The organism is Sphingobacterium sp. PCS056, assembly GCF_023273895.1.
GTDB lineage: Bacteria > Bacteroidota > Bacteroidia > Sphingobacteriales > Sphingobacteriaceae > Sphingobacterium.
In genome coordinates, this window is record NZ_CP096883.1 from 3,625,271 (window position 1) to 3,645,381 (window position 20,111).

The following is a 20,111-nucleotide window of genomic DNA, read 5'->3' on the forward strand; positions in this document are numbered from 1 at the left end:
CAATGAGTATTTTTGTATCGCTATTTTTAAGTAGAATATTATGTTGAACGCAATCATCAAGTTCAGTATCCGTAATAAAATTATTATTGGACTCTTTACTTTGATATGGATCATCTGGGGGATATGGAGTGCCTTTCATATTCCTATAGATGCCAATCCAGATATAACGAATAATCAAGTACAGATCATAACCAGCTCACCTGCATTAGCCACCCAAGAGGTGGAGCAGTTTGTCACTTATCCGATCGAACAAAAACTAACAAACTTTCCTGATCTCGTGGAACTACGTTCCATATCACGATTTGGGTTATCTGTCGTCACCGCAGTTTTTGACGACGATGTCAATATTTATTTCGCTCGCCAATTGATCAGTGAAAAACTGCAAGAAGCAAAGGAAAATATTCCAGACGGTCTCGGAAGTCCAGAGTTAGCACCTATTAGTACAGGATTAGGCGAGATCTATCAATACGTCATCCATCCGGCAAAGGGGGCAGAGTCCAAATACTCCGCAGCAGATTTACGGACGATACAAGACTGGATCATCGCCAGGCAGCTCTATGGAACCCCTGGGGTAGCCGAAGTAAATAGTTTCGGAGGAAAGCTCAAACAATACGAAGTCGCTGTCAATCCATACAAACTAAAAGTAACAGGAGTCGGGATCAACGAGATCTTTTCCGCATTAGAACAGAATAATCAAAATACCGGAGGAGCCTATATTGACAAAAAGCCAAGCGCATATTTTATCCGCGGCATCGGACTTTTGACATCCATGGAAGATATTGGCAATGTTGCTATAAAAAATAAAAATGGTTTCCCCATCTATATTAGAGATGTAGCAGAAGTGCGTGAGGGCTCGGCCGTGCGCTACGGTGCACTTACTTACAATGGTGAAAAAGAAGCTGTAGGCGGTATCGTTATGATGCTCAAAGGCGAGAATTCAGCCGAAGTGGTGGCTGCTGTCAAGGAAAAGCTAGAGCGAATCAAGCAATCACTACCAAAAGATATCGTAGTAGAAGCTTTTTCTGACCGTACAGATTTAGTCAATCGTGCCATCGGTACAGTCGAGAAAAATTTGATTGAAGGTGCACTGATCGTTATTTTTGTTTTAGTCATCTTTTTAGGTAATCTACGAGCAGGACTGATTGTTGCCTCTGCTATACCATTGTCCATGCTCTTCGCACTAGGTATGATGCGTTTATTTGGAGTAAGCGCCAATTTAATGAGTCTAGGAGCCATAGATTTTGGACTTATCGTCGATGGAGCATTGATTGTTGTGGAAGCCACTATGCATCATTTAGGACTGAGAAAGACAAAACATGTACTGAGCCAAGTGGAGATGGATGAAGAAGTATATCAGTCATCTTCAAAAATTAGAAATAGTGCGGCTTTTGGTGAAATCATTATCCTGATTGTTTACATTCCCATATTAACACTAGTAGGTGTAGAAGGTAAAATGTTTGGACCGATGGCACAGACAGTGAGTTTTGCCATTATAGGAGCCTTAGTCTTGTCATTGACCTATATCCCAATGATGAGTGCATTATTTTTATCTAAAAAACCTCAGCACCAGATTACATTCGCCGACAAAATGATGGCTAAACTGCAATTATGGTATACACCACTGGTGCAAAAAGCCGTCAGTATTAGAAAAACATTATTAATATTGACCTTGGCACTATTGGCTTTCTCAGGATTTCTATTCAGCAAGATGGGCAGTGAATTTATCCCTCAACTTCAGGAAGGAGATTACGCATTTCACTGTATCTTACCACAGGGATCCTCGCTTTCTCAAAGCATAGAAACTTCCATGCAGGCCGCTAAGATCATTAAAAAATTTCCAGAAGTCAAAATTGTGGTCGGTAAGACCGGTAGTGCCGAGATCCCGACAGATCCAATGCCTCCAGAGGCGACCGACATGATCATTACATTAAAACCCATGTCCGAGTGGAAATCAGGAGATACTTATACCGGGTTAGCAGACCGGATGTTGGATTCACTTTCAGTGATTCCAGGTGTATTCTTTGAAGCTTCTCAACCCATTCAAATGCGTTTTAATGAATTGATGACTGGAGTCCGACAAGATGTGGCGATTAAAATATTCGGAGAAAATATTGATAGTTTAGCAACTATCGCAAGTCGCGTAGGACAAGTAGTGCAAAGTGTCAATGGCGCTTCGGCTCCGCAGATCGAACGCACGACAGGGCTCCCGCAGATATCCATCATCTACAATCGGACACAGCTTGCCTTACATGATGTCACGGTCAATGAATTAAACAAAGTGATCGCCATGTCTTTTGCAGGGACAAGTACAGGATCAATATATGAAAACGAGCGCAAGTTTGATCTAGTTGTTCGCTTAGATAGCTCCTTTAAGACATCTATGGCAGATGTAGAGAATCTGCCAATTTTGACAGGAGACGGTGATCAGGTTCCCTTAAGTCAGCTTGCAACCATTACCATGAAGGATGGCCCTGCGCAGATCAGTAGGGAATCTGGAAAAAGATTAGTTGTCATCGGGTTTAATATAAAAGATCGTGATGTAACCTCCGTGGTCAATGAGATCCAAGAAAAGCTAACCAGCATGGATGTCATGCCCGCAGGGTATTATTATACCTTCGGAGGAACGTTTGAAAACCTCAATGCCGCCACAAAAAGATTGGCACTAGCCGTTCCAGGAGCTTTGTTACTTATTTTCATATTGCTTTATCTTACATTTCGGTCGCTCAAAGAGTCTTTATTAATTTTTACAGCAATACCAATGAGTGCCATTGGTGGCATCTTTGCACTTTTGATTCGAGATATGCCCTTTAGTATTTCTGCAGGTGTTGGGTTTATTGCCCTATTTGGAGTAGCAGTATTAAATGGCATTGTATTGATTTCTACATTCAATCAATTGGAAAAAGAAGGAATGACCAATGTATTTCAACGCGTGTGGGAAGGAACCAAAATTCGACTAAGACCTGTATTGATGACAGCTACGGTTGCATCTTTAGGTTTTTTGCCAATGGCTTTAAGTACTGGAGCCGGTGCCGAAGTACAGAAGCCACTTGCAACAGTCGTGATAGGCGGATTACTATCTGCAACATTTTTAACATTATTTATATTACCATGTCTATATGTGTTATTTTTTAATAGCAAAAAAATGAAAATCGGAAAATCAACAATCATCACGTCATTGGTCATACTATTCCTATCGTTTCCAAACATAATCTTTGCACAGAGCAATATAAAGCGGATACAATTAGAGGAAGCAATCACACAAGCCCTAAATGCCAACCTCAATTTTAAAAATACAGCACTGGAGCTTGAAAAATCACAGCTTGATCAACAAAGATCTTTTGATAGGAAAACAGGCATATTTATTGAAAATGAAGATTTTTCACCATTAGAGCCAAATGGACTATGGAAAGTTGGACTTAGTCAGGATTTTGCTTGGCCAGGTTTCTACAAGGCAAGAAAAGAGCTTCTAAGGAAAACCAGTCAAATGGTATCAGAACAGCGTGAAGATGCTCGAAAGCAATTGATCCGCGATGTATCTCTAAATTACTATCAGTTGGTCTATCTAGAAGCGCGGCAATTATTCTTTTCGCAACTCGATAGCACCCATCAAAAATTATATGAATCAGCAAAGCTACGTGTAAAAACAGGGGAGGCGGCAGGATTGGAGCAAATGGCAGCCGAAACGAAATGGCAGGAAAATAAGACCACTATGTTGCAAAATGAGCAAGATTTGGCTATTGCAGCGCAAAATTTTAGCGTTTTATTAAATGACAATTCCGTTATTCTCCCTGTAAAAGAGTCTTTGCAAAAAATTAAAACTTCTCAACATCCGGATTCAATAGGAGAGCATCCCTTAATTAAAATACAGCAAAAATCAATAGAAATAGCTGAAGCCAACACAAAAATGGAAGCGCAGTCAAAATTGCCGGATTTTTCTGGAAGAGCATTCTCCCAAAGACTCTGGGGGCAGCGTAATCCTGTGACGGGAATTTCACTAACGATGAATGTACCTATGTTTTCAAATCAATATTATCAAAACAAAATCAAAGTAGCCGAACTGGAAACGGCAATAGAGAAACAAGAGCTGGAACAGTTAAAGATGAATCTTACAGCGCAAAAAAGCAATGCAAAAAAAGAAATCACCAAAAATGAAAAACAACTGCAGTTTTATGAACAATCCGGATTGAAACAATCCGAAGCCATCATGAAAGCCGCCAATTTAGCCTACCAGAGCGGCGAAATCAGTTATGCAGATCTTATTCAATTCTTTTCACAGTCCATTGATATCAAGATAAATTACCTAACAGCTTTGAATGCGTATAATCAAAGTGTGATTCAGTATCAATATTACCATTCAAATTAATAATTATGAAACTACATTTTTTAATTCGATATAGTTTATTTTTTGCGGGCAGCATTCTTGTAGCTTCTTGTCAAACAAATTCTTCAGAACACAAAGAAGTAACAGAAGAACATCAAGGGCATGATCACGAAGAAGAAGAGGCGCTAATGCTGACAGCAGCGCAGGAAAAGCAGGTCGGAATCAGCTACACCACCTTATCCTACCAAATATTAAGCAATGGTCTTGTATTAAACGGCGTACTTGATGTCCCTAACGATAAAAAAGCATATGTGACATCCGTGTACGGTGGAGTGTTGGAAGAACTTTACGCGCGACCAGGAGATTTTGTTAAAAAAGGACAGGTACTAGGTAAGGTACTCAATCCCGATTTGATTAAAATGCAAGAACAGCTGCAATTGATTAACAATCAGATCTCGTTGACACAACTAGAACTGATTCGTCAACAGGAATTGGTAGAAGGCAATGCTGCACCTCTAAAAAAACTCCAACAAGTCGAGGTGGAGCTTGCCAATTTAAAAGCGCAGAAAAACAGCTTATCCAGACAATTGTCAGCCGGAGGAGGTTCTTTACAAATTTCATCCCAGATTACCATCAAAGCACCAATCTCAGGAGTGGTTGCGTCCATACAAGGATTGATCGGAACCCGCATAGAAGCTTCATCGCCAATTCTAGAAATTGTCAACAATGAAGCTTTGCATGTCGACATGTACGTCTATGAAAAGGATTTTTCAAAAGTCAAAAAGGGACAAAAAATTCTATTTTCACCTGTTAATAATGCCCATATTTCTTATGAAGCACAGATCGATCAATTGGGACAGGCATTTGAAAAAGAAACAAATGCGATCGCCGTTCACGCGCAGGTCTTGGGTAACAAAGAAGGCCTTATCAATGGGATGCAAGTACAGGGAACAGTAGTCATCGGCGACGACAAGTCTCTAGCCGTACCCACAGATTGCATCGTTAGCACAGAAGGCAAAGACTACATATTCATCTTAAAAGAGGAGCATGCTGAACAGGAAAAAAATGCGACTACCACTACTAAAGAGGAGAGTCATGAAGGACATGATCACGGTAAGGACGGACATGAATATGAAAGAGTAGCTATAGTTAAAGGCGTGTCATCACGTGGTTTCACAGCTATAACGCCAATAAAAGAGCTAGATGAGCAGACCAAGATTGTTCAAAAAGGAGCATTTTTCTTATTGGCCAAAATGACAAATTCAGGAGAACATTCTCATTAATGCACGGTATCCAGATATCATTTCCGAGGAAAGCATTATGAAATAAATAGAGAAGCCATTAATTATCTTAATGGCTTCTCTATTATTATACTATTTTAGCGTCAATGCAACGCCGCTGAACGATACACCATCCCAGCCATTCAACATAAACTGGCGTATATTTTGATGATTATCACCTTCAGGATCGTTTAAAACAGCTTCATAATGCTCAGCAAATAGAGCGAGTGTCTGCTCTTTATCCAAATTATTCAAGCTGGCAAAAGCCAAGATCTTTGCACTACCTTGATTTTCGGTCTCCTCGTTAACTTGATCTCCATTAGTAAATGCAGTAGGAGAGTGCTCATAACGAGCTGCTATATAAGCTAAAACATCAGAAAATACAATTTCTTTGTTCGCAAGACTTGCCAAAAGTTCGTGTGCCATTTTTATAAAATATTTAATTTACTGACGCAAAATAATAAATTTATTGTTCTTTATGCAGTAACAAATGAATTGATATATCAATGTCTTCATCAATCAATAGACTATTAGCCTCTAAAACAGAATTATACTTCATATCAAATTCCCAACGACTCACTTTACCAGTTACATCAAAAGAAATTCTTTCCATACCATATTGATCCACGATCTGACCATTATAATCCACCTTCAATTCTACCAACTTGGTATGACCATGCATAGTCAAAAGACCCTCAAGCCTAAAAATTTCATCATTAATTTTTTTAAAAGTAGTTGATCTAAACGATATCGTAGGATACAATTCTGTGTCAAAAAAATCGGCACTTTTCAGATGTTTATCTCTTTCTTCGACATTTGTATTAATACTATTAGCATCAATAGTAAATTCTATAGCAGCATTTTCAAAATTATCATTCCATTCAGCAAAACCATGAAAAGTATTAAAACTACCTCTAATAGAAGCAATTACCAGATAAGTGATGCGAAACTGTACCGAGGAATGGGCTGAGTCTATAAGCCATTTTGTTTTTTTCATATGATTTACACTTTTATAAGATACATTGTTAGGTAAATTTAAGAAATAATATCATGATAGTCAACAGTATACAGTTTCATTCTTGAGTAAAAAAAATTGTAATAGAGTCATCTAAACAGAATAAAATGATGATTTATCCACATTTATTTTCAGATTGAAGAAGATTGGTTAAAGCAGGATTAAGGATTAAAATAAACACAATTACAAGCGTCCCAATCCACTAGATTATGTAAGAATAGTGCATGCGTTGCCAGTAAAAAATAATCGGATATAAGAGCTAAAATGGGTGTTAGTGAAAATGTATTTCATTAAATAAATAATCCCAGTTGAATAATGGAAGGTGATGGTATTTATTTTCTATTTAACATAATATAAATTATACGACTTGTTAAAATCCTCATTTACAGTGATGCCTACAATGACTATTTTATATGCACAACCTGATTATATAATTCGCTACCAGCTAGCTGTAGTCTCATACCGTGCAATCTTATGATTACAAAAGTTTACTTGGCAAGCTTTGTTACCTGTATGGACTTACACCAAACATCTAACTGCGACAATGCATCATTATCATTTTTTCCAAAGGTTATATATCCTTATGTCAATTAACATGGACTCAAATTATACAGTCCTTCTACAAGAATCTTTAAATCGATGGTCAATTTTAAATGAACACATATTTCATCAGCTCTTTTCAGTTATTTATTTTCTAGTGAAATTCATTGATTTTTCATTTAAAACCCTAAGCTGAGATTTTGATTATTCGGAGTAAGACTCACGCGATTTTTTTTATTGAAATCTCAGCGATTAGGAATTTTATTAAAAACGCATCTATTATTAAATGTCAATCGTATGTTTTTCTTTTGTAATATTTATGTAGATGTTCCACCTTAGTTATTTGATTTTCTATATTTGTTTTTTATGTGGACTAGAATATTTTATTTCTTGGCGTTATTCAGTTACTTGAACTTGCTTTTTTATCAAGCTGGGGTCAATCCTAATGCGCATGCGACAAATATTCCCACACAATATTTTATGGGCGATTCATTACTAGAATTTGTGCTAGACGATGTGCTCGATATTCCAATTGAAATTCCCGAAAAAGATGCTGAGGTTCAATTTGACGATTACCGCATTTTTAATTTCAACCCCCAGATTTTATCCATTTTTATTTTTGTTCTCGGTATCGTTTATTCTGCTTTATCCATTTTAAAACAGAAAAAGCATCCCCTTTATAGTAAAAAAAATGCCTGCTTATCAGGTTATTATCAGTATTTATACCGATACAGTTTATTCTAATCCACTCCTGCCCTATTTTTTAATTTTAAGTTAGATTTTTATAATCTAACACTCTAAAAATCAATACCTTGTATTGGTTACTTCTATTTGTCAACATTTTATTTTTTATATGAAAACACGTTCCATGTCTTGGTATGCACTGTCATGCCTTGCGATTTTATCTGCTTGTACAGCCAAAAGCAACGATAAGCAAGTTAGTACAGCTCCAAAAAAAGTGCCCGTTTCCAATCTAGTCGTGATGGATACAACAATTTACAAAGATTATATCGCTGATATACAATCGGTCAAAAATATTGAACTTCGATCTCGATTGAGTGGTTTTTTAGAACATATATATGTTGATGAAGGTGCATCTGTCAAAAAAGGACAAGTGCTGTTCAGATTGAGCGATGACATGTACAAAGCAGATTATGCGCGCGCGAAGGCTAATTTTAATACTGCTTTGACTGATGTTAAAAAAGTGATGCTAGAATTAGAACGTACCAAAGACCTTGCTGCTAAAAATATAGTGAGTAAAACAGAAGTTGAATTGCTCAAATTGCAATATACAGCTGCTGAGTCAAAGGTTGAAGAAGCGAGATCAATGATGCAGCAAGCGAAGACACAGCTCGATTATACATTAGTACGTGCTCCTTTTGACGGTAAGATCGATCGTATACCACTAAAAGAAGGATCACTCTTAGAACAAGGCTCCTTATTGACTACCGTGTCTTCGATGAACGAAGTGAATGTCTATTTTGATATCTCTGAAAATGAATACCTCCGTATCGTTTCAGATTCCTCATTTAACCACAATTCTTTCAATAAGGATGTAAAATTGATCCTTGCCGATGGCAATACCTATCCTTATTCTGGAAAAGCGACAATTGTAGAAAGTGAATTCGAAAAAAATACGGGATCCATTTCATTACGTGCAAAATTTGTCAATCCACAAGGAATGCTTAAGCATGGAGCATCTGGAAAAATATCTGTGCCGATTCAAACTGGAGACACAAAATTTGTTCACCAAAAGTCTGTCTTTGAAATTCAAGATAAAACTTACGTCTACATCTTGAATAAAGATAAAACCGTTTCAATGAAATCATTTGAAGCAGGTCAGCGCGTAGGCCATTACTACATCGTCAATGCAGGTTTATCAGATCAAGATCAGATTGTATACGAAGGGGTCCAATCATTAAAGGACGGTATGAAGGTAGAAGTTGTCCCAGTTAAATTGTAACACGTTCTTGAATAAAAATTATGTTTGATGTTTATATAAAAAGACCTATCCTATCGTTGGTTATATCATTATTTATAACCTTATTGGGATTATTGGCCTTATTTACATTACCTGTTACCCAGTTTCCAGATATTGTTCCTCCTTCTGTGGTTGTCACAGCAAACTATACAGGTGCCAATGCTGAAGTCAGTACCAATGCTGTTGCGATTCCATTGGAGCGTGCTATAAACGGTGTTGCAGGTATGACCTCTATGAATACAGTATCGACCAATAATGGTACGACGCTGATTCAGGTGGTATTTAAAGTGGGTATCGATCCCGATATTGCGGCAGTGAATGTGCAAAATCGCGTCACCACTGTACTTGATGAACTTCCAGAAGAAGTAACCCGCGCCGGAGTAACAACAGAGAAGGAAGTAAATAGTATGTTGATGTATTTAAATCTTTATACCGAAGATGAAACTGCAGATGAGCGTTTTATTTACAACTTCACCGATATCAATGTGCTCAAAGAGCTAAAGCGCATTGAAGGTGTCGGTTTTGCTCAAATCATGGGCATGCGCGATTATGCGATGCGTGTTTGGGTCAAGCCAGATCGATTGGCTGCTTACAATATATCAACCGATGAGTTGATTGCCTCCTTGCGAAAACAAAATATTGAAGCAGCTCCAGGGCAGACCGGTATCAGCTCCGATAAAATGGTCAATATGCAGCAATATGTGCTCCGTTATCCTGGCAAATTTTCAGAACCTGAAGAATATGCCAATGTACCCATTCGTGCCAATTCAGATGGAACCATTATCCGCATAAAAGATGTTGCCGAAATTGAATTTGGCTCTTTAGATTACGAAATGGTTTCAAAAACCGACGGTAGACCATCAGCGTCCATCATGCTGAAACAATTACCAGGTTCCAATGCTCAAGATGTAATTAAACGTGTCAAAGATCGCATGGCCGAACTGCAAAAAGCGACTTTTCCTGCTGGGATGAAGTATACCATGGGCTATGACGTCTCCCGATTTTTAGATGCATCGATTTCCAGTGTGATCAAAACATTGTTGGAGGCATTTTTATTGGTATTTATTGTTGTATTTATTTTCCTACAGAATTTTAGAGCGACATTAATTCCGATATTAGCTGTTCCAGTCAGTTTGATCGGATCCCTATTTTGCATGCAGATGCTCGGATTCTCGATCAATCTATTGACCTTATTTGCACTCGTACTCGCTATTGGTATTGTGATCGACAATGGTATTGTAGTCGTCGAGGCCGTATTTGCAAAGATGGAGGAAGAAAATCTGCCACCGATGGAAGCTACCCTTGCTGCAATGAAAGAAGTCGGTACAGCCGTGATAGCGATTACGCTGGTTATGTCAGCTGTATTTATACCTGTAGCCTTCCTAGATGGACCGGTCGGTATTTTTTATAGACAATTCTCTCTCACATTAGCCTCTGCCATTATCATTTCTGGTATCAATGCATTGACATTGACACCTGCATTATGTGCGCTGATGTTAAAGAATCCACACGATCAGAAAGAGAAAAATAACTGGATGACGCGATTCTTTAAAAAATTCAATAGTGCATACGATAAATTAGCAGGCAAATACCGTGGGTTTCTATCCAAAACCGTTAGCCGTAGAGGACTTACAGTCCTGGTATTGGTCCTATCTTTTATAGCGACTTGGGGAACCAGTGCGATCTTACCATCCGGGTTTATCCCAACAGAAGATCAGGGAATGGTCTATGTCAGTGTAACCACTCCTCCTGGGGCTACTGTAGACCGTACTGAAAAAGCATTGGATGAAGTCGACCGGATCTCCAGAAGTTTAGAATCTGTTGAAACCGTTTCCACACTAGCAGGCTATAGCATCTTAACCGAGGTGTCCGGATCATCATACGGCATGGGGATGATCAACTTAAAATCGTGGGAAGACCGCTCACAGACGGTCGATGATGTGATGAATGAGCTCAAAGAAAAAACAGCACATATCGCCGATGCCCAAATTGAGTTCTTCCCTCCGCCTACCGTTCCCGGATTTGGTAATGCTGCAGGTTTTGAAGTTCGCTTACTGGACAAAACAGGAACCGAGGATTTAAATAAAACTGCTGTCGTACTTGAAGATTTTATGAATAAGCTCAATGCCAGCGAGTCTATTGAGAGCGTTTCTTCGGGATTTGACGTTAATTTCCCCCAATATATGCTAGAAATAGACTATGATTTGGCAGCCAAGAAGGGCATATCAGTCGATAATGCAATGAATACATTGCAAACCTTAATGGGTAGTTTCTACGCCACCAATTTCATTCGCTATGGCCAGATGTATAAAGTAATGGTTCAAGCAGATGCACATTATCGAAAGCAACCTGAAGATGTACTGAATCTTTTTGTCAAAACCGACAATGGCGAAATGGTGCCATATTCAGCATTTATGACGATGAAACGTGTATTTGGTCCAGAGCAGATTACACGTTATAATATGTTTACAAGTGCTATGATCAATGGTCAGCCAGCGGCAGGGTTCAGTACAGGACAAGCAATAGAAACAATACAAGAAATAGCGAAAACACTACCACAGGGGTATAGTATCGAATGGTCGGGTATGACCAAAGAGCAAATCGCTTCCGGCGACCAGACGATTTATATCTTTGCCTTAGTGTTATTGTTTGTTTATCTATTATTAGCCGCTCAGTACGAGAGCTTCTTTCTGCCCCTGCCCGTTATATTATGTATTCCAGCAGGAATGTTTGGAGCCTTCCTATTCTTAAAATTATTAGGTCTAGAAAACAACATCTATGCGCAGGTCGCACTCGTCATGTTAATCGGTCTTTTAGGGAAAAATGCTATTTTGATTGTCGAATACGCAGTACTTAAAAACAAGCAAGGCATGTCTATTGTACAGGCTGCTATCGATGGAGCCATCGCCCGTTTAAGACCGATTTTAATGACCTCGTTTGCTTTCGTCGCTGGTTTAATTCCCTTAATGTTCTCATCTGGTGCAAGTGCAATCGGAAATCGAACAATAGGTACAGCCTCTGTCGGTGGTATGTTGATTGGTACCATTATAGGGGTATTGATTATTCCAGCATTATATGTCCTTTGTTCCAAAAAACCTAAAAAGGTGAATCAGAAAAAAGCAGGTACCATCGCTTCTATCGTTCTAGTTTTACTATTGGTATCCAGCTGCTCCGTTCCAAAAAATCTGACAGCCCTGCAATCTACGGTACTGCCAGAAAAATTTTCGCCCACAACAAGTAAAACAGACACCTCTATTGGTCAGATTCCTTGGAGAAAAGTATTTGAAGACAAAAAGCTGATTGCACTGATCGATTCAGCATTAGTGTACAATTACGATTTACAGATGGCAATCAAGCGTATTGAAATCGCTCAAGCAAGTTTTAGACAGAAAAAAGCAGCCTTATTTCCCAAAGTAAATGCAGAGGTAGGCGCTGGATTGACAAAATATGGTTTCTATACTGAGGAAGGAATAGGTAATTACGATAGTAATTTTTCCGAAAACCTCAAATCAGACGAAAAGATACCATCGCCTGCTATTCCAGACTATTTTGTTGGACTGCGCAGTTCATGGGAAATCGATGTTTGGGGAAAATTAAAAAACCTGAGACAATCTTCTTATGAAAATTACCTAGCACAGCTCGAAGCAAAACAATTAATTGCCACAGAGCTAGTATCCAATATTGGTTCTGCTTATTATCAGCTGATCAGTTTGGATAATCAATTGGCTGTTTTTGAAAAGAATCTCAAGTTACAGGAAAAAGCCTTAGCCATCATTGAAGTTCAGAAAGAAGCAGGACGTGCCACAGCGTTAGCCGTTCAGCAGTTTAAAGCCATTCTTGCCAATTCAAAATCCGATCGTGCCAAGACAAAACAGGAAATCAGCATACTCGAAAATCATATCAATTTTCTAATTGGCAGAGTCAATAAACCAATTGAACGTACCGCTATCAAACTGGAGGAAGTGCATTTATTTGATAAGTTAGCTTCGGGAGATCCCGCATTGATGCTTGCTCTAAGGCCCGACATCCGTGAAGCATCGCATCAGATGATATCTGCGATGCACGAAGTGCATGCGGCAAAAGCGGCATTTCTCCCCGCAGTAGTATTGTCTCCATTTATCGGACTCAATTCCTTTAGTTTTGACAAATTGATAGATATCAATAAATCTGCCACTTATGGATTATTTGGAGGTATTACAGCACCCATTTTCAATCAAAGAGAATTGAAAACACAGTACGAGCAATATAAGGGAAACTACGGAATTGCTTTCCTCAACTATGAAAAGATCGTGCTGCAAGCTTACAATGAAGTTTCCAATGCGCTATTGACCGAAGACCATATTATTGATCGTTTTCAACATAAAAATGAACAAGTGGTCGCACTAGAATCTTCTGTAGATTCTGCACATGATCTATTTTTGGCAGGACGTATCAATTATTTAGAGATTATTACCAGTCAGAGAGAATCCCTAGCTGCTCAGATAGAGCAAGTCAACATTCTCGAAGAAAAAATCTTAAATCAATTGGTTCTTTACAAAGCCTTAGGTGGAGGTTGGCAATAAAAAGTAAAATGTATAAAAAGAGGGTTGGCTTAAACAAAAGCCAACCCTCTTTTTATAAACTAATAACTAGGCAACACTTTCGATCATAACAGCCGCAACCGTTAGATTGGTACGCGGATCAATGATGATTCCCCGTCCCGTGGCCTGATGATCTTGATAAAGATCAAATGAAAGATCTTCAGCAGCCTTGATCTGAACACGACCGATATCATTGAGCGCGATCTGTTCACCATACTTATACTCCTGATTGTTGATGTCGACCTTATGAATGATTTCGTTAATTTTAACTTTCGTTGTTCGACCAAAATTTTGAAAAAGATAGATCTGATTCGTATCCAGAGCCTTATTATCAAACCAACAGATATTCGCCTCGATATTTCGTTCCACTAGACCTGCATCACGAGCGGTTACGATGGTATCACCCCGGCTGATATCAACATGATCGGTCAGATGAACGATCACAGATTGTCCATCTTCCGCCTGATCCAAATCCAGTCCTGCTAGTTCAATTCTTTTAATTTTACTTTTGACCGAAGAAGGTAAAATAACGACATCATCACCAACTTTCAAGCCATTTCCCACCACACGTCCAGCATATCCACGATAGTCATGTAGTTCATCCGTCTGCGGCCTTACAACCCATTGTACAGGCAAGCGCCATGCTTGGTTGTCCACCTCATCAAATTCAACAGTTTCCAAATAAGAAAGCAACGAAGGTCCCTTATACCAATCAAAATGAAGTGAAGAATTCACGATATTATCACCTTTCAATGCCGAAACAGGCATAAAATCAACGTCCTTCAATTCTAATCGTTCTGCCAGCACTTGGTAATCTGCCTTGATGGTTTCAAATACCTCCTCACTGTAGTCCACCATATCCATTTTATTGATACAAACCAGTACTTTCTTCAAAGCCAATAATTTAGCTAAGAAAGAATGACGCTTTGTTTGTTCGATCACACCTTTGCGTGCATCCACTAATATAATGATAAGATCGGAGTTGGAAGCCCCAGTGATCATATTGCGTGTGTATTGTATGTGTCCTGGCGCATCAGCGATGATAAACTTACGATTTTCCGTTTGAAAATATTTATAAGCAACATCAATGGTAATCCCTTGCTCCCGCTCCGCCTTTAGTCCATCCGTTAAAATTGCCAAATCAACTGTACCATCGTTATTTTTACGGTTGGCCTTTTTGATCGCTTCCAGTTGATCGTCTAATATCGAATCCGTATCATATAGTAAACGGCCGATCAATGTACTTTTGCCATCATCAACAGAACCAGCCGTTATAAATTTTAAAATTTTCATGTTTTAGATTATAATTTTTAATCTTCAAATCTGGTGAATTTCCCTTTAGAAGTACCCTTGTTTTTTACGATCTTCCATTGCCGCTTCCGACACCTTATCATCCATCCTTGCTCCGCGTTCACTAACCGTGGAAGCTTTGATTTCGGCAATGATATCGTCTAGTGCAGTCGCTACAGAATCCACAGCTGCTGTACAAGTCATGTCACCTACAGTTCTAAATCGTACCGATTTCGTTTCGATCACGTCCTCCTCATCAATATTTAAGAAAGGAGCAGCAGCCATCAACTGACCATTACGCGTGATCACTTCACGCTCATGGCTAAAGTATATACTCGGTAGCTGAATATTTTCCCGTTTGATATAATTCCAAACGTCCAGTTCTGTCCAGTTTGATATGGGAAATACACGGACATTCTCTCCTTTATTGATTTTTCCGTTAAATATATTCCATAGTTCAGGACGTTGGCGCTTCGGATCCCATTGTCCAAATTCATCACGCACAGAAAACACGCGTTCTTTTGCCCTCGCTTTTTCCTCATCACGACGAGCACCACCGATACAAGCATCAAAACCATTTTCCGCTATGGTATCCAACAGCGTCACCGTTTGCAATGCATTTCTACTTGCATTTTTACCCTTTTGTTCTATCACTTTACCGGCATCGATACTATCCTGTACATGACCTACAATCAGTTTTTCACCGATCTGCTCGATCAACCAATCGCGGTAAGCGATTGTTTCAGGGAAATTATGCCCAGTATCTATATGTACCAAAGGAAAAGGAAATTTACCTGGTCTAAATGCCTTTAATGCCAAATGAACCAACGTAATCGAATCTTTTCCCCCTGAAAATAAGAGGGCAGGATTTTCAAACTGTCCAGCCACTTCACGTAATATATAGATTGATTCTGCTTCTAGTTGATCTAAATAATCCATTTAATATTTTTTATTTTGTTGTCACATGTAATCCACACTCCTTTTTACTCTGATCTTCCCACCACCAGCGGCCGGCACGAAAATCTTCACCTTCTTGTACCGCACGGGTGCAGGGTGCGCATCCTATGCTCGGGAAGCCTTTATCATGCAGCACGTTATAAGGGATACGCTCCCCTTTAATATAATCATTCACCATATCAAAAGTCCAGTCAAACAAGGGATGAATTTTAATAATGTCATTCACCTGATCATACTCAATATAGTCCATATCATGACGATTAGCAGACTGTTCAGCGCGAATCCCAGTGATCCAGATTTTAGCTCCGCGCAATGCCCTTTGCAGCGGTTCTATTTTACGAATATAACAGCAGGTCTTTCTATTTTCAACAGATTCATAAAAAGCATTTGGACCCTTTTGCGAAACAAATTCTTGGATTTGCTCTGTATTCGGGTAGTACGTATCGATCTTCAATGCATATCGTTCTACCGTTCTGCTCCATAGCGAATACGTCTCCTTAAACAATCGTCCAGTATCCAAGGTGAAAACTGCAATATTCACTTTGCTTTTTCCGATCCAATCGGTGATGATCTGGTCTTCGATACCAAAAGATGTCGAAAACACCACCTGATTAGGATAGTGCTCAGCAATAGCCTCAAGCAATTCGACTCCCTGCTTACCTGATAAAAGTTCTTTAATGTTACTGATCTCCATCTCGCTCAATCAATGATTTAGTATGTTCATTAAGTGCATTTACTTTCGCTTGAAAATCTCCCTTCAATTGATCCCGCAGTTGACTCATCAACTCCAACGTATCATCAATTTCTTCAGGAAGCATATTCTGCAACAGTTCCTTCACCCGTTTTGCTATAGTTGGCGATTTCCCATTTGTCGAAATCGCAATTTTTAAATTTCCTTTTTTTACAATAGATCCCAGATAAAAATCACATAACTCAGGCTTATCAGCTGCATTCAGCAAAATAAAGCGAGCACTGGCTAACGCTCTGATCTGATCATTGAGTTCATGGTTATTTGTCGCTAACATCACCAGATGCTTATGATCTAGATCAGACTCCACAAAATCACGCTCTTCAAATTTTATATGCGCATATTGCATTAATATAATCTTAAACTCGCAGCATATTTCAGTAGCGATCACGGTGATCTGTGCTTGATCATTATTTTGAATGATCGCTTGAAATTTTTCTAAACCAATCGGTCCACCACCTACTAATAGGATCTGAATTTGATCTGGCTTGATAAAAATTGGAAATAGCGTATTCATTTAAGCTGTTGCATATTTTTCTACGATATTTTTGAAATTGGGATGTTTCGAAACCACTTCTCCCAATACAATTATTGCAGGAACACCAATACGTTTTTCTTGCGTTTCATCCAAAATATCATTAATAGTGCCCATTATAATTTTCTCATCTGGCGTAGAGCCATTTTGGATCAACGCAATGGGAAGATTTTCTTTGCCATGCTTTCTATACAATTCCACGATCTCCGTCAGCTTTCCAAAACCCATCAAAACTACAACTGTAGCATTGGTTTTAACAGCAGCATATAGATCTTCAGACAGTTTACCAGCAGTCGTAGACCCCGTGATCACCCAAAAACTTTCACTTATGCCGCGGAAAGTCAACGGAATTTTTTGCAAACCAGTAAGCCCGATGCTCGAAGAGATACCTGGGACAACAGCTGTTTCAATGTCAAATTGGCTCACAAAATCCAGCTCTTCACCACCACGGCCAAAGACAAATGGATCGCCACCTTTCAGACGCACCACATGACCATGTGTGCATGCATAATCAACCAATAGCTGATTGATCTGGTCTTGTGAAGTAGAGAGCTGTTCCGCCCGTTTTCCTACATATATTTTTGTGCAATTTTCACTAGCAAAATCCAATAGACTTTCATCAACTAAGGCATCATATAAAATCACATCGGCAGATTTGATTGCCTTTATACCTTTTAAACTGATCAATTCAGGATCTCCAGGACCAGCTCCGACCAAGGTTACTTTGGGTTTAATATTCATTCTTCTATCCTCCTCATTAATTGACCTTCACACTATTTCTATACGCATACACTGCATTAAAGAAAATATTCAAGCTCGCAAGATAATTTTCAGCAAACTCGGGTGTAGGTTCATTCTTATTAATTTGTAAAACCAATTCTGGAAATGTCGTTTCCAAACTAAACAACTGCTGCTCCACAAATTGGGTTTGAAATTCCTGGATCACAGCATGCTGTGAACTCACATTTACACCTTTATCCAATAATAAAGCTTTGGCACAACCGACAAACGTACTATAGGCATGGTATATCGAATCCGCATATTTCCTTTCTTCAAAAGCAGAAATCGCCCAGCCTTTCTTTTCTTCGGCTTCATAGATCAAGGTAGCGACCAGATCAATCACCACACCCGCACATTCACCTACGCCAATTGCTGTTTCAAAAGTCTCTTGATGTCCCCAATCAATATATTCATCATCCGACAATGTCGTCAAGTCTGCCAATGGCTTCAATAAGGTATAAAAGTAATTTTTTGACTGACGGTCATAATAAGCATGGAAGTTTTCACCTTCCTGTACATTCTTTTTATAATCCGATAAGACCAAATCTACCACATGTAACACTCTTTTCGTCGGCACTTTAATGATTCTTTCAGCCACACGGCCCACGCCATCGCCAACAGTACCACCACCGATCATCACTTGTGCTGCAGGAACAACTTTCCCATTCGCTTTGACAGAGCTACCATGAAATCCCAGATGGGCCAAACCATGTTGACCACAAGAATTCATACAACCCGATATTTTTATCTTTAGTTCCTTATTATAGACAAAGTCGGCATAAAACTCACGGATATACGTTTCGATCACCCGAGCCATCTCTGTACTATTGGAGATACCCAAATTACAAGTATCCGTACCTGGACAAGTCGTCACATCCGATGTGCTCTGAAATCCCGCAGAAGCCAATTCCAGTTTCTTCAACTGCTGATAGATATGAGGCAGAGATCGCTCAGTAGCATATTTTAAGAGTAATCCTTGATTTTGTGTGAAACGAATCTCATCGGCTACTAGACCATCTAGTCCTGCGACTAGCGCTCGCGCTTTTTCCGTAGGAAGATCACCTGTAGATATCTTAACAAATACCCCATAATAGCCTTTCTGCTTTTGTTCAAACGTATTTGTCGACTTCCAGATCAGATATTCAGCGTCTTCATCCAATGATAGATGCGCAATAGCACTTGTATCTGGCGGAGTCGGTTGACTAATGGTATCTCGGTCAATCGGAAAAGATTTAACAGCATTTGCAACACGCTCTTCCGCGATCAGTCGCAATACTTCATCAATACCCAATTTTTGGATCAAGTATTTAAAACGTGCTTTATTTCGATTATTACGTTCACCATAGCGGTCAAAGACACGTAAAGAAGACTCCACAAAAGGAATCAACTGATCTTCATGTAAAAATTCATGTACCAGATGTGCTAGAAAAGGTTGAGATCCCAGTCCACCACCTAATAGAACTTTAAAACCGCGTTCCTCCTGTCCATCAACGATCTTTACTTTAGGAATAAAGCCCAGATCATGGATATAAGAAAAAGCAGTATCATCATCTGACGACGAAAATGACATTTTAAATTTACGGCCCATTTCCGCACAGATCGGGTTTCTTAAACAAAATTCAAAAACAGCCTGTGCGTAAGGAGAAACATCAAAAGGTTCTTTTGGATCTATACCGGCTGTAGGAGATGCTGTTACATTACGCACCGTGTTGCCACATGCTTCACGTAAAGTAATATCATCCTCAGCCAATTGAGCCCATAATTCTGGTGTACGATCTAGACTAACAAAGTGAATCTGAATATCCTGTCTTGTCGTGATATGCAAATTACGAATCGCATATTCATCAGAAACGTCCGATATTTTGATGACTTGTTTGAAAGTTGCTTTTCCAAAAGGCAATTTAATACGCACCATTTGCACTCCGGGCTGACGTTGTCCGTAAACCCCTCTTGCTAGGCGTAAAGAACGAAATTTTTCATCCGTAATCTTCCCCTCTTGAAAAAGTCTAATTTTCTTTTCTAAATCTATAATCTCTTGCTCAACCACAGGGTTTTCAAGCTCTGTACGGAAACTTTGCATATGC

The 20,111-nt window shown here is 39.1% G+C and carries 13 protein-coding genes; 5 read left to right on the forward strand and 8 right to left on the reverse strand.

Features of this window, described 5'->3' with window-relative positions:
- Nucleotides 1-40: 40 nt before the first annotated feature.
- Together MUB18_RS15120 and MUB18_RS15125 are read left to right on the forward strand one after the other, a co-directional pair.
- The gene (locus tag MUB18_RS15120; protein ID WP_248753683.1) at nucleotides 41-4,363 is read left to right on the forward strand and encodes a CusA/CzcA family heavy metal efflux RND transporter; all 4,323 of its coding nucleotides are present in this window, start codon (nucleotides 41-43) and stop codon (nucleotides 4,361-4,363) included.
- 5 nt (nucleotides 4,364-4,368) lie between these two features.
- Complete coding sequence (locus tag MUB18_RS15125; RefSeq protein ID WP_248753684.1) at nucleotides 4,369-5,604, forward strand: efflux RND transporter periplasmic adaptor subunit; 1,236 nt, start codon at nucleotides 4,369-4,371, stop codon at nucleotides 5,602-5,604.
- Between the two features lie 90 nt (nucleotides 5,605-5,694).
- Here MUB18_RS15125 and MUB18_RS15130 read toward each other — a convergent pair whose 3' ends face one another.
- On the reverse strand, nucleotides 5,695-6,027 hold the full coding sequence (locus tag MUB18_RS15130) for a HopJ type III effector protein (protein ID WP_248753685.1): 333 nt from the start codon (nucleotides 6,025-6,027) through the stop codon (nucleotides 5,695-5,697).
- Between the two features lie 40 nt (nucleotides 6,028-6,067).
- Complete coding sequence (locus tag MUB18_RS15135) at nucleotides 6,068-6,598, reverse strand: YceI family protein (protein ID WP_094772136.1); 531 nt, start codon at nucleotides 6,596-6,598, stop codon at nucleotides 6,068-6,070.
- A 924-nt stretch (nucleotides 6,599-7,522) separates the two neighbouring features.
- Here MUB18_RS15135 and MUB18_RS15140 point away from each other — a divergent pair.
- The 3 genes from MUB18_RS15140 to MUB18_RS15150 all read left to right on the forward strand — a co-directional run bounded on the left by MUB18_RS15140 (nucleotide 7,523) and on the right by MUB18_RS15150 (nucleotide 13,699).
- Nucleotides 7,523-7,900, forward strand: coding sequence for a hypothetical protein (locus tag MUB18_RS15140; protein WP_045752554.1), 378 nt, complete (start codon nucleotides 7,523-7,525; stop codon nucleotides 7,898-7,900).
- 109 nt (nucleotides 7,901-8,009) lie between these two features.
- Complete coding sequence (locus MUB18_RS15145; protein WP_045752553.1) at nucleotides 8,010-9,119, forward strand: efflux RND transporter periplasmic adaptor subunit; 1,110 nt, start codon at nucleotides 8,010-8,012, stop codon at nucleotides 9,117-9,119.
- A gap of 20 nt (nucleotides 9,120-9,139) precedes the next feature.
- Entirely contained in the window at nucleotides 9,140-13,699 is a 4,560-nt protein-coding gene (locus MUB18_RS15150; protein WP_248753686.1) for an efflux RND transporter permease subunit, read from the forward strand.
- Nucleotides 13,700-13,765: 66 nt separating this feature from the next.
- Here the strand turns inward: MUB18_RS15150 and MUB18_RS15155 are convergent, their stop codons facing one another.
- Genes MUB18_RS15155 through MUB18_RS15180 form a run of 6 tightly spaced genes read right to left on the reverse strand, consistent with a single transcriptional unit; the run spans nucleotide 13,766 to nucleotide 20,107 of the window.
- Nucleotides 13,766-15,010, reverse strand: coding sequence for a sulfate adenylyltransferase subunit 1 (locus tag MUB18_RS15155; protein ID WP_045756120.1), 1,245 nt, complete (start codon nucleotides 15,008-15,010; stop codon nucleotides 13,766-13,768).
- 45 nt (nucleotides 15,011-15,055) lie between these two features.
- Nucleotides 15,056-15,946, reverse strand: a complete 891-nt coding sequence (gene cysD / locus MUB18_RS15160) for a sulfate adenylyltransferase subunit CysD (RefSeq protein ID WP_045756119.1) — start codon at nucleotides 15,944-15,946, stop codon at nucleotides 15,056-15,058.
- A 10-nt stretch (nucleotides 15,947-15,956) separates the two neighbouring features.
- Nucleotides 15,957-16,658 carry a phosphoadenylyl-sulfate reductase gene (locus MUB18_RS15165; RefSeq protein WP_248753687.1) on the reverse strand — a complete coding sequence of 234 codons (702 nt, stop codon included), beginning with the start codon at nucleotides 16,656-16,658 and terminating at the stop codon, nucleotides 15,957-15,959.
- Complete coding sequence (locus tag MUB18_RS15170) at nucleotides 16,645-17,229, reverse strand: bifunctional precorrin-2 dehydrogenase/sirohydrochlorin ferrochelatase (protein ID WP_248753688.1); 585 nt, start codon at nucleotides 17,227-17,229, stop codon at nucleotides 16,645-16,647. The genes MUB18_RS15165 and MUB18_RS15170 overlap by 14 nt, the downstream gene beginning before the upstream one ends.
- Nucleotides 17,230-17,988, reverse strand: a complete 759-nt coding sequence (cobA, locus tag MUB18_RS15175; protein WP_045756116.1) for a uroporphyrinogen-III C-methyltransferase — start codon at nucleotides 17,986-17,988, stop codon at nucleotides 17,230-17,232.
- Between the two features lie 16 nt (nucleotides 17,989-18,004).
- Nucleotides 18,005-20,107: a HEPN domain-containing protein gene (locus MUB18_RS15180; protein ID WP_248753689.1), complete on the reverse strand. Its 2,103-nt coding sequence runs from the start codon at nucleotides 20,105-20,107 to the stop codon at nucleotides 18,005-18,007.
- Nucleotides 20,108-20,111 lie beyond the last annotated feature (4 nt).

Excerpts from the sequence above, each read along its gene's own strand:
- MUB18_RS15145 (WP_045752553.1), top strand. The coding sequence starts at position 8,010 with ATGAAAACACGTTCCATGTCTTGGTATGCACTGTCATGCCTTGCGATT.
- MUB18_RS15140 (WP_045752554.1), top strand. The coding sequence starts at position 7,523 with ATGTGGACTAGAATATTTTATTTCTTGGCGTTATTCAGTTACTTGAAC.
- MUB18_RS15165 (WP_248753687.1), bottom strand. The coding sequence starts at position 16,658 with ATGGAGATCAGTAACATTAAAGAACTTTTATCAGGTAAGCAGGGAGTC.
- MUB18_RS15120 (WP_248753683.1), top strand. The coding sequence starts at position 41 with ATGTTGAACGCAATCATCAAGTTCAGTATCCGTAATAAAATTATTATT.
- MUB18_RS15170 (WP_248753688.1), bottom strand. The coding sequence starts at position 17,229 with ATGAATACGCTATTTCCAATTTTTATCAAGCCAGATCAAATTCAGATC.
- MUB18_RS15135 (WP_094772136.1), bottom strand. The coding sequence starts at position 6,598 with ATGAAAAAAACAAAATGGCTTATAGACTCAGCCCATTCCTCGGTACAG.
- cobA (WP_045756116.1), bottom strand. The coding sequence starts at position 17,988 with ATGAATATTAAACCCAAAGTAACCTTGGTCGGAGCTGGTCCTGGAGAT.
- cysD (WP_045756119.1), bottom strand. The coding sequence starts at position 15,946 with ATGGATTATTTAGATCAACTAGAAGCAGAATCAATCTATATATTACGT.
- MUB18_RS15150 (WP_248753686.1), top strand. The coding sequence starts at position 9,140 with ATGTTTGATGTTTATATAAAAAGACCTATCCTATCGTTGGTTATATCA.
- MUB18_RS15180 (WP_248753689.1), bottom strand. The coding sequence starts at position 20,107 with ATGCAAAGTTTCCGTACAGAGCTTGAAAACCCTGTGGTTGAGCAAGAG.
- MUB18_RS15125 (WP_248753684.1), top strand. The coding sequence starts at position 4,369 with ATGAAACTACATTTTTTAATTCGATATAGTTTATTTTTTGCGGGCAGC.
- MUB18_RS15130 (WP_248753685.1), bottom strand. The coding sequence starts at position 6,027 with ATGGCACACGAACTTTTGGCAAGTCTTGCGAACAAAGAAATTGTATTT.
- MUB18_RS15155 (WP_045756120.1), bottom strand. The coding sequence starts at position 15,010 with ATGAAAATTTTAAAATTTATAACGGCTGGTTCTGTTGATGATGGCAAA.